Annotated in this window: 13 protein-coding genes; 8 read left to right on the top strand and 5 right to left on the bottom strand. The window is 55.2% G+C overall.

Annotation, left to right across the window (positions count from 1 at the left end; translation table 11 throughout):
• The first annotated feature begins 80 nt into the window (after positions 1 to 80).
• A complete protein-coding gene (argS, locus tag ACZ51B_RS15775) occupies positions 81 to 1,859 on the top strand; it encodes an arginine--tRNA ligase (RefSeq protein WP_464294300.1) in 1,779 nt (592 codons plus the stop codon).
• A gap of 7 nt (positions 1,860 to 1,866) precedes the next feature.
• Positions 1,867 to 2,037 (top strand): hypothetical protein, encoded by a 171-nt coding sequence (locus ACZ51B_RS15770; RefSeq protein ID WP_464294299.1) that lies wholly within the window; start codon positions 1,867 to 1,869, stop codon positions 2,035 to 2,037.
• Between the two features lie 3 nt (positions 2,038 to 2,040).
• Here ACZ51B_RS15770 and ACZ51B_RS15765 read toward each other — a convergent pair whose 3' ends face one another.
• Positions 2,041 to 3,108 (bottom strand): hypothetical protein, encoded by a 1,068-nt coding sequence (locus ACZ51B_RS15765; RefSeq protein WP_464294298.1) that lies wholly within the window; start codon positions 3,106 to 3,108, stop codon positions 2,041 to 2,043.
• 90 nt (positions 3,109 to 3,198) lie between these two features.
• Between ACZ51B_RS15765 and ACZ51B_RS15760 the strand changes: the two genes are divergently transcribed.
• A complete protein-coding gene (locus ACZ51B_RS15760; protein ID WP_464294297.1) occupies positions 3,199 to 4,221 on the top strand; it encodes a DUF5685 family protein in 1,023 nt (340 codons plus the stop codon).
• Between the two features lie 708 nt (positions 4,222 to 4,929).
• Here ACZ51B_RS15760 and ACZ51B_RS15755 read toward each other — a convergent pair.
• Entirely contained in the window at positions 4,930 to 5,964 is a 1,035-nt protein-coding gene (locus ACZ51B_RS15755) for an IS110 family RNA-guided transposase (RefSeq protein WP_464294249.1), read from the bottom strand.
• Between the two features lie 364 nt (positions 5,965 to 6,328).
• Here ACZ51B_RS15755 and hemW point away from each other — a divergent pair, with 364 nt between their 5' ends.
• On the top strand, positions 6,329 to 7,447 hold the full coding sequence (gene hemW / locus ACZ51B_RS15750) for a radical SAM family heme chaperone HemW (RefSeq protein WP_464294296.1): 1,119 nt from the start codon (positions 6,329 to 6,331) through the stop codon (positions 7,445 to 7,447).
• A 12-nt stretch (positions 7,448 to 7,459) separates the two neighbouring features.
• Positions 7,460 to 9,064 carry a family 20 glycosylhydrolase gene (locus ACZ51B_RS15745; protein ID WP_464294295.1) on the top strand — a complete coding sequence of 535 codons (1,605 nt, stop codon included), beginning with the start codon at positions 7,460 to 7,462 and terminating at the stop codon, positions 9,062 to 9,064.
• Here the strand turns inward: ACZ51B_RS15745 and ruvC are convergent.
• Together ruvC and mutL are read right to left on the bottom strand one after the other, a co-directional pair.
• Positions 9,054 to 9,548 (bottom strand): crossover junction endodeoxyribonuclease RuvC, encoded by a 495-nt coding sequence (gene ruvC, locus ACZ51B_RS15740; protein WP_464294294.1) that lies wholly within the window; start codon positions 9,546 to 9,548, stop codon positions 9,054 to 9,056. The two genes, ACZ51B_RS15745 and ruvC, sit on opposite strands and share 11 nt — an antisense overlap.
• 4 nt (positions 9,549 to 9,552) lie before the next feature.
• Entirely contained in the window at positions 9,553 to 11,391 is a 1,839-nt protein-coding gene (gene mutL / locus ACZ51B_RS15735) for a DNA mismatch repair endonuclease MutL (RefSeq protein WP_464294293.1), read from the bottom strand.
• A gap of 185 nt (positions 11,392 to 11,576) precedes the next feature.
• On the opposite strand from mutL, the gene motA reads away from it, so the two are divergent.
• From motA to ACZ51B_RS15720, 3 genes are read left to right on the top strand one after another with little or no spacing between them, the layout of a single operon-like run.
• Complete coding sequence (gene motA, locus ACZ51B_RS15730; RefSeq protein WP_464294292.1) at positions 11,577 to 12,437, top strand: flagellar motor stator protein MotA; 861 nt, start codon at positions 11,577 to 11,579, stop codon at positions 12,435 to 12,437.
• Positions 12,438 to 12,452: 15 nt separating this feature from the next.
• Positions 12,453 to 13,352, top strand: coding sequence for a flagellar motor protein MotB (locus ACZ51B_RS15725; RefSeq protein ID WP_464294291.1), 900 nt, complete (start codon positions 12,453 to 12,455; stop codon positions 13,350 to 13,352).
• Positions 13,353 to 13,405: 53 nt separating this feature from the next.
• The gene (locus ACZ51B_RS15720) at positions 13,406 to 13,699 is read left to right on the top strand and encodes a hypothetical protein (RefSeq protein WP_464294290.1); all 294 of its coding nucleotides are present in this window, start codon (positions 13,406 to 13,408) and stop codon (positions 13,697 to 13,699) included.
• Between the two features lie 45 nt (positions 13,700 to 13,744).
• Here ACZ51B_RS15720 and ACZ51B_RS15715 read toward each other — a convergent pair whose 3' ends face one another.
• Positions 13,745 to 14,008 (bottom strand): flagellar biosynthesis anti-sigma factor FlgM, encoded by a 264-nt coding sequence (locus tag ACZ51B_RS15715; RefSeq protein WP_464294289.1) that lies wholly within the window; start codon positions 14,006 to 14,008, stop codon positions 13,745 to 13,747.
• Positions 14,009 to 14,086 lie beyond the last annotated feature (78 nt).

Raw genomic sequence — 14,086 nt, 5'->3', positions numbered from 1 at the left:
GTGTCGAACCTGGGAATTGTAACGCCTTTGGGGGCTATTCGGGAAGAGTTTCCGCGAGAATGCACGGGTACGATCTAAACTTGCTACGAACGGAGATCACGCACCTTATCGAATCGGCCATCGGCCGCCTTGTCCAATCAGATCAGCTTCCAGAAGTCGTCTTGGAAGTGCCGGTCGAAGTTTCAGACACCAAGAGCGCCGACCACGGAGACTACGCCTGCAATTTCGCGCTGGTCTCCAACAAAAAAGCAGGCAAACCACCTCGCGACATCGCGCAGCTCTTGTCCGCCGAGATTCTCAAAGGCGAAAAAGCAACCGACCTCATCCAAGCCATCGAAATCGCAGGTCCAGGTTTTCTTAACATCCGACTCCACACCAGCGCAGTCGCAGCATATGTTAATCAGATCTTAACCCTCGGTGACAAACTCGCCTACACCGATTTCGGCCACCACAAAAAGATCAACGTAGAGTTCGTCTCCGTAAACCCCAACGGCCCCATCACCGTCGGCTCAGGCCGAGGCGCCTCCTTCGGAGACACCCTCTGCCGAGTCTTCACAGCCGCAGGCTTCGACACCGACCGCGAGTACTACATCAACGACGGCGTCAACTCCGAACAGATGAGACTGTTCGCAGAGTCCGTTAAGTCCTACATCCTCGAACTTCCCCTCCCCGAAAACGGCTACAAGGGCGAATATGTCAAAGATGTCGCAGCCGACCTGGTAGCAGGGGCGCTCGCTGGCAAATCAAAGCAAGAGATCGAGTCCGAAGAGATCGGCTTCTTCCAAGACCTCTCCCAAGAGCTCATGATCGCCCGACAGCGAACCGACCTCGCCCAGTTCGGCGTCGAGTTCCAAGAGTGGTTTAGCGAACAATCCCTCCACAACTCCGGCCAAGTCGATGCGGTCCTCCAGTTCCTCGTCGACAAAGGTGTCGCCGACACCGAGCCCTACTGCACCGAAATCAACCTCGACCCCGAAACCAAAGAAAAGGTCGAAAAGAAAGTAGACCAAGAGCCCGGTGCCCTATGGCTCCGATCCACACGGTTCGGCGACGACAAAGATCGAGTGCTCAAACGAAGCGACGGACGACTCACCTACATCGCCGCCGACATCGCGTACATGAAAAACAAGTTCGAGAGAGGCTTCGAGAAGCTCATCATCGTCCTTGGACCAGACCACCACGGCTACATCGGACGCATGAACGCCGTCTGCCAAGCCCTCGGCTACCCCCTCGAAAGGTTCGAGATCATCATCTTCCAAATCGTCCGCTTCGTCAAAGACGGCCAACCAGCCCCCATGCGAAAGCGAGACGGCAACATCTACGAACTCCGTGACCTCTGCAACGAGATCGGCACCGACGTCGCGCGCTTCTTCTACTTGATGCGCAGCCACGACAGCCACATGGACTTCGATATCGATCTCGCCACCAAGCAGAGCGACGAGAACCCCGTGTTCTACGCCCAATACGCCCACGCCCGAATCTGCAGCGTGCTCAACAAAGCAAGCGAGAACGGACTCGTGGCTGATGCAAACACAGACGTCACCCTTCTCACCGACCCACGAGAAATGGCCCTCATCAAGAAGATCCTCGATCTTCCTCACGAGGTCGTCCGAAGCGCCAAAGACTACGGTGTCCACCGCCTCACCACCTACGCAGTAGAGCTAGCGCGAACCTATCACCACTTCTACGACGGCTGCCGAGTGGTCCAAACCGACCAACCCGAACTCAGCAAAGCCCGAGTAGCCCTCTGCCAAGCCGCCCGAACCGGTCTCAAGTGCACCTTCGATCTCCTAGGAGTCAGCGCACCGGAGCACATGGAAAGAGCAGCGACCGAAACAGCGACCGAAGAAACAGCGTAGCAAAGGCGTGATCCGAATCATCCTATACCCATTGCTCGGAGCAGTGGGTGGCTACGGCTACCACCTGCTCATGCGCTGCGTCGGCTCGCAATGCATCAACCGCCGCTTCCCAGCCGTACCAATCACCATCGGCATCGTGGCGGGCATTGCGGCCGCAATCTACTACAACCGCAAGTAACCCCTACTGCGGCGGAGTAAACAACTGCCGCTCGCCAGTAGCACTTCGGATCTCCTTCAAATTCCTAGCCTCATAGTCGATATTGGTCTTCCACCAACTCTCCCCATCAGGCACCGCGATCTGCGCCAACGCAGGATAAGGCATCGACTTCGCATAGCTGTAAACATAAGAATCACGAGGCTTCCCACCACTGTAAGGCTCAGAAACCGTCCACAAAACCGTGTTCTGCCCTACCTGAGCATACGAATAGTCCACTCGCAGATCCCCGCTCGCAATGGCGGTACTCAGCAACCCCTTCGTATACTGGAAACTCATCAACGAAAGCGAAAGATCGGGACACTTAATCTCCCCAAGTGACCGATCATCCAGATACCCAATGCGAATCTCCTTCATCGGCCCCCCAGTCATCCCGAGCTTGCGAAGAACCATGTCGCCAGACGAGTGAGGCGTGAATGTCCAGCGAGTCCGGCTGTTGGGCCAGTCAATGCAAATCCAATCATAGTGGTTCGGTGTCGCCCCAGCACCAACGGTCACCTTGTAAGTCTGGTTGCTGAGGTTAACACCCTTCCCCGTAGGCTTCCCGCTCTCATCCAACTCGGGTTCCATATTCTCCCGCGCCTTGTTCGGATAGTAAAGCGTAAAAGGCTCCCACTTCTCCGTCCCCGTAGGCAGCTTAATAATCACGTCGTAGTTATGAACCCAACCCACAGGCAATCCCGGAGAATGCTTGCCCAGCTTCGCCAACTCCGACCGATAACTCCTCACAAACAGTGCAGTAGGACACAAAGCCTGCCGATCCATCAAATCCGTGGAGCTCACATAAGAGATCTCCGACGTCCGAAGATTCGCCAATAAACCCGTATCGCTGGTGTGAGCGTAAGAAACATCCCCATTCACCAGCGCCATATTCAGACCGCCAAACATCGGCGCAAACACCATTCCCTCAGTAGCACCAAAGTAAGTTCGACGCTCCGAAAACTCCATCTCAGGAGGAAGAGTCGGAGCCTTACTCCCCTGAAACCCCATCCCCGCAGCCAACAACGCCACTCCCAAACATCTCACACCAAACATACTAAAACCTTAGCAGACAACTGAGAAGTGTCAACCCAAAGTCCTAACATTCCCTAACTCAATCATCTAAACTAGCCCGAGGGTGATCTGATGTTTGGATTAATGAAGGCGTATTCCTGTGGCACAAACGAGACTCAACGCGAAACCTGGCGAAAGCACTACTGCGGCACCTGCAAAAGCATCGGCAGCATCTACGGCCAAAAGTCGCGACTGCTCCTCAATCACGACGCAGTATTTCTAGGCGAACTCCTCACAGCCCTCGACCCAATGTCCGTCCAATTTGCCCAGGCCTACCAGTCCCGAAACTGCCTCGCCATGCCCCGCAAATCACAAATACCCTGGACCCTCAACTACGCCGCCACAACCAACGTCATCCTCGCCCACTTCAAACTCCAAGACCACATCGAGGACACCCGCTCCAAACTGTTCCGCTTCACCCACTGGATCTACTCCCCCGAGTTCGGAAAAGCCAAAAAACAACTCCAAAGTTGGGGCTTCCCTCTCCAAGACCTCTGCGAACACCTCAAACAACAAACCACCCGAGAAGCCGAGCCAAACCCCACCCTCCACCGCCTAGCAGAACCAACCGCCAAGGCAACCGCACTAGTCTTCGAACACGGAGCCATCCAAGCCAACACAACCCAACAAACCGCCGAAACCATGGCCCAAGTTGGCAACGCTTTCGGCCAAATCGCCTACCTAGCCGACGCAATCCAAGACCAAGAAAAAGACGCCAAAGAAGGTGCCTTCAACGCCCTCACCGCAACCCAAGCCACCAAAGAACAATCCCTAGACCTCCTCCGCACCCACCAGAGCGAAGTGCTCTCCCACCTCCGTAACCTCCCAATCCCAGAGGACCAAATCTCCCTCTTCAGCAGCCGCCTAAGAAAAAACCTAAACCCACTCCTAGCAGGCACCATCCTCCCCATGTACCGAGGCAACCGAAGAAGAAACAGCGCCCCAGACACCGTCTACGTAGTAAAACGCCGCCAACGCGACCCCATCTGCCTCTGCTGCTGCTGCGACGCACTATCATGTTGCGACTGCTGCGTCTGCGAAGGCCTAGCCTGCTGCGAATGCGCCGAATGCTGCGGCTCCTGCGCCTGCAACTAACTCAAAACCAACACCACAACCCACGTCCGGTAGCTCTGAAGGAGCGACCTATATAAGCCCAGGTCGAAGCGAAGCGCAGGCCTGGGAGAGCGCAGCTCTAAAATAGGGTGGGGTGCGGCGAATGCAGCACTAGGGCGGGAAAGAAACTGTCCCTTCCTCATAACGACAACCCACCAACATAGGGAAACCCAAAGGACTCCAGCGAAACCCTCCACTCTCCTTCTGCCCTAGATTTTCCGAAATCTGAGGTTGGGATGAAGGGGAAAGACCTTTGAACCTCTATCCATCTCCAAAGCCACCAGCCCATTTCCACAAGCCACATCCAAAAAGCTCTTCAGAGCGCCCCATATCAGCCCAAGTCGGAAGGAAGCGCAGGCTTGACAAAGCGCAACATAAAAAAGAGGCCGCGACGAATTCATCACCCATGCGGAACCCATCACCGCCACTCCCCAGCCCCGAACGGGGCGCTCTGTCCGAGCGAAGGACAAGCGCAAGCGCAGTCCTGGTACCAACACACCCACAAATCCGAAGTGCTGTATGCACGCTCCCCGCTCCGAAAGGTTCAACGGACCGACATACCAGTAGCCCATGGGCTCTCGTGCTGCGAATGCAGCACGAGAGCCGAAACGGAACAGCCCTTCCTTACTAACACAACCCCACCAACCACGTCCGGTAGCTCTGAAGGAGCGACCTATATCAGACGCTGTCTTAGCTTGTCAATGGTATGAACTTCCTTTGCTTTCCAAAGAGTGTGGTGTACCGCTGTTTTGTTCCTGAGTAGGTGGGTGGTATTCCTTGCTGGTGCCGCTTCAAGATGCCGTAGCAGAGCATGATGAGCTTGCGGCAGCAAGCCGTAATGGCTGCAAGTTTGGGAAGACCTCTGCTGATGAGTCTTTCGTAGAAAGCTCCAAGAACCGCATTGTGCTTCACTCCCGCAAGAGCAGACATATGCAGGTTGCCTCTTACGCTACTTGGACCTTGTTTTGAGATCTTGGTTCTTCCTTTCCAGGTGCCAGATTCCTTCTTCACTGGGTTCAGTCCAGCTGCGGCGCTTGCTTGTTGAGCGCTCTGGTAGGTCTTGTAGTTCCAGCGCAGATGGCTCAGGATCCGTATGGCAGTCAGCTCTCCAACTCCTGGTTCTGCAACAAGAGCCACCACCATGGCTTGCATGCCTGCATCCGCAGCGATGAGGTCCTCAATATCGGTCAAGACTCTGAACCTCTCTTCTTCTAAAACCTGAACCATGCGCTTGATGGAATCCTTGATAGCCCCGCTAACGGCGTCACTCTCAAGTCTGTTCCTCTCTTGCAAAGCAAGCTTCTCCAGATCGTCTGCACGCCGAAGAAGCATCGTCATCGTGTCGTACACCTCTGGATCTGGATCCCAGAGCTTTGGCTTCATCATCTGAGCGTAGCGAGCAATCGCTCTTGAGTCGGATCGATCCGTCTTGTTTTGAATCCTCGCTCCAATCGCAAAGTGCTGAATGACCCTTGGGTTCTCACAGCTCACGCAAAGACCCGCTTCAGACAAAAAACGGGCAAGACCCAGTCCATACGTTCCTGTCGATTCCATACAGAAATGAATCTGTGAAGCTTCCGCTTTCTCTAAGCACCAGCCAAGAAGCTCTCGAAACCCTTGCACACTGTTCAAGAACTTGCGAGTCGCCATCCTGCCACTAGTACCACTCAAAAACGCGGCGTCCAAACTCTTTTTAGAAACATCAATCCCAACAAACCCTTCCACTTCAGCCCTCTTCCAGATGTATTCTTAGACGGTCGCCGGACCTCTGGCTTGTAAATGCGATGAAGTTCCCTTCGTGGATATCTTCGAGACGCTGTTCGAGGACCCTGGCGACCTATTGACCGAGCGCTCCCTATTATCCGAGGACAACGCCTCAAGCCCAGGTCCGCGCATTGAGCCGGTCAAATAAGTCTCTATCTAAGATACAAGCCCAGGTCGAAGCGAAGCGTAGGCCTGGCAAAGCGCAGCTTTAAAACCAGGGGTGGGGTGCGGCGAATGCAGCACCAGGGCGGGAACGAAACTGTCCCTTCCTCATAACGACAAACCCCAAACAGCCCCCACTTCACAAATGCTTCACAATATAAACGTGACCCCGTTCGCAGTCTACGTCCACGTCCCCTTCTGCCCCAGCAAATGTGGCTACTGCGACTTCAACTCCTACGCCATGACCGGCGACATCATGGAACGCACCACCCAGGCGATGATCACGGAGATCAAACGCTCCCCATGGCGCGGACGCCCGGCAAAAACCATCTTCTTCGGCGGCGGAACCCCCACCTACCTCGCAGAACATCAACTCCTCAGCATCTTCGAAGCCATCCTAGAAGCCCACCCACCAATCGAAGGCTGCGAAATCACCAGCGAGGCCAACCCCGGCACCGTCGATATGCCCAAATTCAAAGCCATGCACCAAGCAGGCTTCAACCGCATCTCCCTCGGCGCCCAAAGCTTCCAAGACGAAGAACTCCAAGTCCTCGGCCGCGTCCACAGAGCCGGAGAAATAGAGCGCGCAGTCGGCGCAGCCCGTGAAGCCGGCTTCGACAACCTCAACCTAGACCTCATGTTCGGCCTCCCCGACCAAAGCATGCACGGATGGAAAGCCAACCTCACCCGAGCACTCGCCCTCAAACCCGACCACCTCTCCCTCTACTGCCTCACCATTGAGCAAAACACCGCCTACTACAAGCTCAACATGCGCGGCCAGCTCAACCTCCCAGACGACGACCAACAAGTCCTCATGTACGACGAGTGCCTCAAACGCACCCAAGAAGAAGGCTTCGAGCAGTACGAGATCTCCAACTTCTGCAAACCAGGCCGTGAATGCCAGCACAACCTCGAATACTGGTTCGCCAAAGAGTATGCAGGCTACGGACCCGGAGCAGTTGGCTGCGTCCAAGACCCCACAACCGGCGACCTCATTCGGTACACCAACCTCAAACACCCCGACGGCTACTGCGCAGCCATCGACGCCAACCACCCACTTCCCTTCGAATCCGAGTCACTGGACCAAGCCACCCTCCGAACCGAGCGAATCATGCTAGGCCTAAGACTCAACCAAGGCCTCCCCATCCAAGACCTCAACATCCAAACTCCAGCCATCGAAAAACTCACCGAACGAGGTTGGATCGAATCAGCAAACGGCACAATCAATCTCACCCCCGCCGGTCGCCACTTCTGCTCCGAAGTCGCACTCGAGCTGATCTAGTAGACTCCTACCATGCAGCTCCGCATGTGGTCCTATGATCTCGCACGAGAACAGTGCCCCACACTCGATCATCTCCGACGTTTCTGTGACCTCACCCGAGAATCCGGCTACAACGCAATCGGCCTCTACCTAGAGCACCGGTTCGCCTACCCATCAGCCCCCTGGATGCACGGCACCGGCTCAGCCACCCCAGAAATGGTCCGAACCATCATCGCGGAATACCCCGATCTTCAAATCATCCCCTTCGTAAACCTCCTGGGACACTTCGAAGGCTTCATCAACACCGAAGAGGGTCACCAATATGCAGAAGAGCCGTTCAAAGGCATGCAAGCCTGTGCATCCAACCCCGCCTTTGTAGAACTCGCCAATAAACTCCTAGACGACGTTCTCCAAATCTTCCCGTCCCAAATCATCCACATCGGAGGCGACGAGACCGCGCAACTTGGCAAGTGCGACGCCTGCAAACAAAGAGTCAGCCAGTACGAGGCAGAAGGAAAGGACGGCAAGGCAGAAATCTACGCCCAACACTTCGCGCCCCTCGCTCAAAAAGTCCTCGATGCAGGCCGAACCCCTGCCATCTGGGGAGACATGTTCGTCGAGCACCCAACCGCCCTCGAAACCATCCCCAAAGAGACCATCATCTTCGACTGGCAATACTTCAAAGGAGCCAGCGAAACCGCCAAACCCTTCATCGAGAAAGGCCACCCAGTCGTCACCTGCCCAACGCTCCACGTCTACAACTCAGTCTGGCTGCACCTCGCCCAGTCCGAACAAAACGTCAAAGACAACGTCGCCGCAGCCCTCAAACGCAATGCCTACGGCGTATGTCTCACCACCTGGGAATGTGGCCTCTTCGGCAACTACGAAACCCTCCTTCCAGCCATCCGTGCCGCCGGCAAACTCATCTCGAAACCCGAAAGCTGCACCTCCTTAGGAATCGATCACCTAGACCTAGAAGCCTCCATCGCCGAATACTCCAAGCTCACCGAGGCCCCCGCCTTCCTCAAGTCCTACCTCCAGCACTCGGAAACAGCCGAGGAGTGGGTGCGACTCATGGGCATCGAACTTCCCAAAGTCGGCGGAAAAATCTTCTCCTTCAGCGGAATCCGTTCCTCCCTCAAGTGCCGCTTCATGCTCTACTCCAACCCGTTCCTCCTGTGGAGACACCACCACAAGGAACTCTGCGGCACAATCGGCTCTGAAGCCCTCAAAGTGCTCGATAGAGCCATCGCCTTCGCACCCGACGCCAGCTACCGAGGAGTCAGCGAGTTCGTCACCATGGGCATCAACTTCGCCCGCTTCGCCGAGCAAGCACACCTCGCCTACGCCGACGGCCGCCCAGGTGACGCACTCGGCTCCCTAGTCCCAGTCCGAGCCGCGTTTGAAGACCTCGCAAGAAACGCCAAAGCAACCCACCTCCGAATCGGAGGCTCCCTCGCAGACATCGAAAGATGCATGGCAGGACGCGAACACGTCGAAAGAGTCATGCGACGCGTAAAGCAGTACGGAGACGGCTCCCTCGGCTACCTACCCGCCTTTGAAACCATCACCCACCCCAAGTTCGTCCCCCACGATCAAGCCAACTGGTGGCTCATGAACGACTGGGCTAACGAGTGAGACCCGGCTTCACGTTCACCCGCGACCGAAAGGCGTGGGTGATCGCAATAGCCAACGCATCCGCCACATCGTCCGGCTTGGGCTGCTGCTGCAGACTCAGCAGCTTCGTCACCATAAACTGAACCTGCTTCTTGTCCGCATTTCCCACGCCCACCACGCTCTGCTTCACCTCAGGCGGCGAGTACTCGCACCATGAAACTTCCCGAAGACTTGCCGCCAGCATAATCACGCCCAGCGCCTTCGCCACGTCCATTGCCGTCGTCTTGTTCACCGTAAACAGCAGCCGCTCCGTCGCAATCGCATCCGGCTGATGCTTATCCATGATCTCCAAAATCTGGTCATGAATCAGCTTCAATCGCAACGTGATCTCAATCCGCGGAGTCTCAATCAACCCGTAATCAATAGGAGTAAGCCGAGACCCTTCCCGACGCACCACCCCATACCCAATCCGCTCCAAACCAGGGTCAATTCCAAGAATCAGCATGGTCTCACGTGCGCTTAAACATCCTCATCAATGCATCCTTACTCAACGTCACCGTGATGGGCCGACCATGTGGACACAGATAAGGATTCTCCGTAGTCGCCAAGTCCACAATCAACCGCTCCATCTCCGCCATGCTCAGCGGGTCCCCCGCCTTCACCGCCATCTTACAAGAGGTCGTAATCCAGATCTGCTCCCGAGTCGGCACCAACTTACGAGTCACACTCGCCTCAACCAACTCCTCAACAAGATCCTTTAAAACCTTCAACGGGTCCTTGTTCTTAATCGCCGCCGGCACGCCACGCACCACGTAGCTCTCCCCTCCAAACGGCTCCAAGTCAAACCCAACATCAATCACTTCCTGAAGCCGCTCGCGCAGCAACACGGCACTCCGCTTGTCCAAGTGCAAAGTCTGCGGCACCAACAGCGCCTGACGTTCCAGAGCCGCTTTCCCACGAATACCGCAAAGATATTCATACAAAATCCGCTCGTGAGCCACATGCTGGTCAATCACCACCACCCCATAAGCAGTCTCCGCAATGATGAAGGTGTTCATCACCTGCCCAATCACCCTCAACCCGTCTAACAAAGCCGCAAAAGGCAAAGGCCCAGAAGGTGTGTTCTGAGCCACTGGATTCTCAAAAGGATCATCAATAACCGGCGGCCGCTCTTCAGCGGAAATATAAGTATCCGTAGGCGTATTCAGCCGGAAATCGCTCACCGGAGACTGCACCGATAGCGGACTCTGCGCAAAGATACTCTGCTCCGTAGAGGGCGCCCGCAACATCGCCAAAGCCTCATTGGCCGTCGCGATCTTCGCCGCATCGGGCATCATCCCATGCTCCATCAGCGCACTCTTAATCGCCACCCGGATCGCATCAAAAGCCGCCCCTTCCTGCTGGAACTTCACCTCGCTCTTGGTCGGACTCACGTTCACATCAATCCGTGAAGGGTCCACATCAATCATCAAGACCAAAAGCGGATACCGCCGATCAGGAGTAATGTCCCGAAAACTCTGGTCAATCGCCGCCGTCAACGTACGGGTCCGAACAGGCCGGCCATTCACATAGATGTACTGATAGTTCCGCGTAGGCTTCGTAAAGTGTGGCGGACTCACATACCCCTTCACGCTCATCCCAGCCGCATCAATCCCAATCCCCGCCAGAGCCTTCGCCACTTCCCGACCCCAAACGTCCGAAACCGCCTCCAACATATCCCCACTGCCAGAGGTCTGAATGGCCGACTGCCCGTTATGAGTCAAATGAAACGACACATGAGGATAAGCAATCGCATAGCGACTCACATAGTCCATCGCCTGCCCCAGTTCCGTATTGTCACTCTTCAAAAACTTCAGCCGCGCAGGAGTGTTGTAAAACAGCTCCTCCACCTTCACCTCAGTCCCCTTCGGCCCCGCAGCCCCAGTCACCGGCTGAACATGCCCGCCCTCAATGTAAAGCACCGTCCGCAACCCGTCCTGAGTCGCCGTACTAAGAGTCATCCGAGAAACAGAAGCAATACTCGGCAAAGCCTCACCCCGGAACCCAAGCGTCTGAACACCCAACAGATCATCCGTCGTCGAGATCTTGCTAGTCGCATGTCGCTGCAAGGCACTCTCAGCGTCCTCCACAGACATCCCACACCCATTATCTGAAACCCGAATAAGAGTACGCCCGCTATCTTTCAGCTCAATCTCAATGCGCGAAGCACCCGCGTCCAGGGCGTTCTCCACAAGCTCCTTCACAACAGAAGCAGGCCGTTCCACCACCTCGCCAGCAGCGATCTGATTGACCGTGTGAGGATCGAGAAGGCGCACCCGACGAATTTGGTCAAGAGAGTTTGGAGTCAAAGCGAGATACCACGCGAACTTTGTTAAGTCCTACAAATATTGTGATCGAATTAGGGAGATTTGAACGCCAACCTCCCGAAAATTACGGAACTGGTTACCTCCACGAGAGCAAAGATTCTCTCCGCTCTACCCCTCAAATTTGCGGTGGAACGTGGAACAAGTACTACAGGGGTGTTCGGCTTCAAGTGTTTGTAATTATCGGAATCGTTATAGTGCTCGGATCCATCGTCGTGGGTTATGCCATGCACGGTGGAAACTTCGGAGTTCTCATCCAGATCAACGAGTTGGTCATTCTCGCCGGATGCGGATTAGGATCATTCCTATCTGCGAACGGTATGAAAAGCCTCACGGCGACCATCAAAGCGATCATGGGACTGCTCAAACCAGACCCCTACACCAGCACCGCGTACATGGATCTCCTCAAGATGATGTACCAGCTGTTCAACGTCGCACGAAAAGAAGGCCTTCTCGGTCTGGAAAAACACATCGAAAAACCAGAAGAGAGCGACATCATGAAGAACTACCCCGTGTTCCTCGCGAACCACCACGCGGTCTCCTTCTTCTGCGACACCCTCAAAGTCATCCTCACCGGTTCGGTAGGTCCCCACGACCTCTCCGAAATGATGGAACTCGACCTAGAAACCGCACACCACGCAGCTTCCGTCCCCGGCGACGCAGTCCAAACAGTGGGCGACGCGATGCCCGGATTTGGAATCGTTGCGGCGGTTCTCGGCGTTATCATCACCATGGGTAAGATCGGCGGCGAAGCAGCCGAAGTCGGTCACTCCGTTGCTGCAGCTCTCGTAGGTACGTTCCTTGGAATCCTTCTCGCCTACGGAATGTTCGCTCCCATCGCCCGTGCCATGGGTCTAAGACTCGGCTCCGAACATCAGTACATGAACTGCATGCGATACGCCCTCTTCTCCTTCGCACGAGGCGAATCACCCATCACCTGCGTAGAGTTCGCACGACGAAACATCGATCCAGCCGTAAGACCAGGCTTCGCCGACATGGAGAAAGGCGTCAAAGACGCGAAAGCAGCCTAAATTTAGTGGAGAGCCATGTCTGAACAAGCACCAATCATTGTCAAGAAAATCAAGAAAGGAGGTCATGGACACCATGGCGGCTCCTGGAAGGTTGCGTACGCAGACTTCGTAACGGCAATGATGGCCTTCTTCATGGTTATGTGGCTCATGGGCCTCTCCGAAGCAAGCAAGTCCAACATCCAAGGCTACTTCAACGACCCCCTCGGGTTCGAGAAGAACATGCCCAAAACCCGATCCGTCATCCCAGTCCCAGGCGTAGCCAAAAACAAGAAAGCTGGAAACGGTCGAGGGGACGACGATCCAAAGAGTGTCGAAAAGCCATCGTTAGAAAAGACCGAACAGGCCGTCAAAGACGCCATCGAAAGAGCTCCAGAACTCAGCGCCCTTCTCAAAGACATCAGCATCAAAATGACCGATGAAGGACTCGTCATCGAACTCACCGAAACCCGAGGAGCCGTCTTCTTCGAATCCGGAAGCTCGATCATCAGACCCGATGCCAAGAGAATCATCCAGAAGCTTGCGCCTGCCCTGGCAAAGAGCGGCCGCAAAATGATCATCCAGGGCCACACCGACGCCAAGCCGTTCCCCAACGACCCAATCGGTAACCTGAGACTCAGCACAGAACGAGCACAGTCCCTCATGCTCGAACTCAACCGTGGAGGAATAACCCCCGATCACGTCAAGAGTGTCGAAGGTCTAGGCTCGTCCAAACTGCTCTTCCCAGACCAACCCTACAGCTTCGCCAACCGCCGAGTAACCATCCTGCTTCCGTACAACTACAAATCAACGGACTCCACGGCCATGCCAGTCGATAAGCTCAAACAGGACTTGCAAGCAGGAACCCACCCAGAAGCCCTAGAGATAGTGCCCCCAACACCCCACATAGCCCACGACTCTGCCCCAAAGAAAAAATAATGCGACTCCCTAGGCTTCAGTACCGTCTTGAAGCTTAAGGAGGCGCCGAAAGAATGGCAGAGCTAGCAGGCAACCTTTGGGAATACAACCTCACGCGAGTGATATTCATCGACGTAACAGATGACTATCGCCTCATGCAGCCACCGCTACCAAGCGACTGCTATCCAATTCTTCAAGAGGTGTGGCTTCCCCGTCATAACCTTTCAAGGAAGATCGCATCCGAGCGCCACGTCAATGGCTACCTATACGATTGGCACGAAAGCCCCGATGAAGACTCTGGGTCTTGGTACGTAGGGGTCGTTTCTGAAGAGTTAGCTCGTGTGCTGGAAAGTGCTTTCCTGAGCTAAAGGTGGCGAACGGTGGACGTCCGCCACGTTTGCTTAATCATCGGATTACCGCATTCGATCAGCAATCGATCGACGAATCATCGTGTCAGCAATCTCGTCACCCGTTGGGTTATACGTTCCTGCTTCAATGCGTGCTTTGAGTTCGGCAATGCGATCTTCGCGATCTGACATAGCCATGACAGCCTGGGTTGTGCTGGCGATCAGTTCCTGATCTTCAGCCTGAGTTCGTGCTTCACCGAGCTTAACGATCTCTTCTACGACGTGCTTGGCCTCGAGGACCTTCTTTACTTCATTGTCTGAAATTTGCATGATAGCTCCGTTTCAGACAGGTAACGCGGCTTTCTCCTTTCAGAGACCCTTACGCTTTGCGTGATCGGAGTCACCTCC

The organism is Fimbriimonas sp. LA-C6 (genome assembly GCF_055398105.1).
This window is presented reverse-complemented; position numbering and strand designations above follow the sequence as displayed.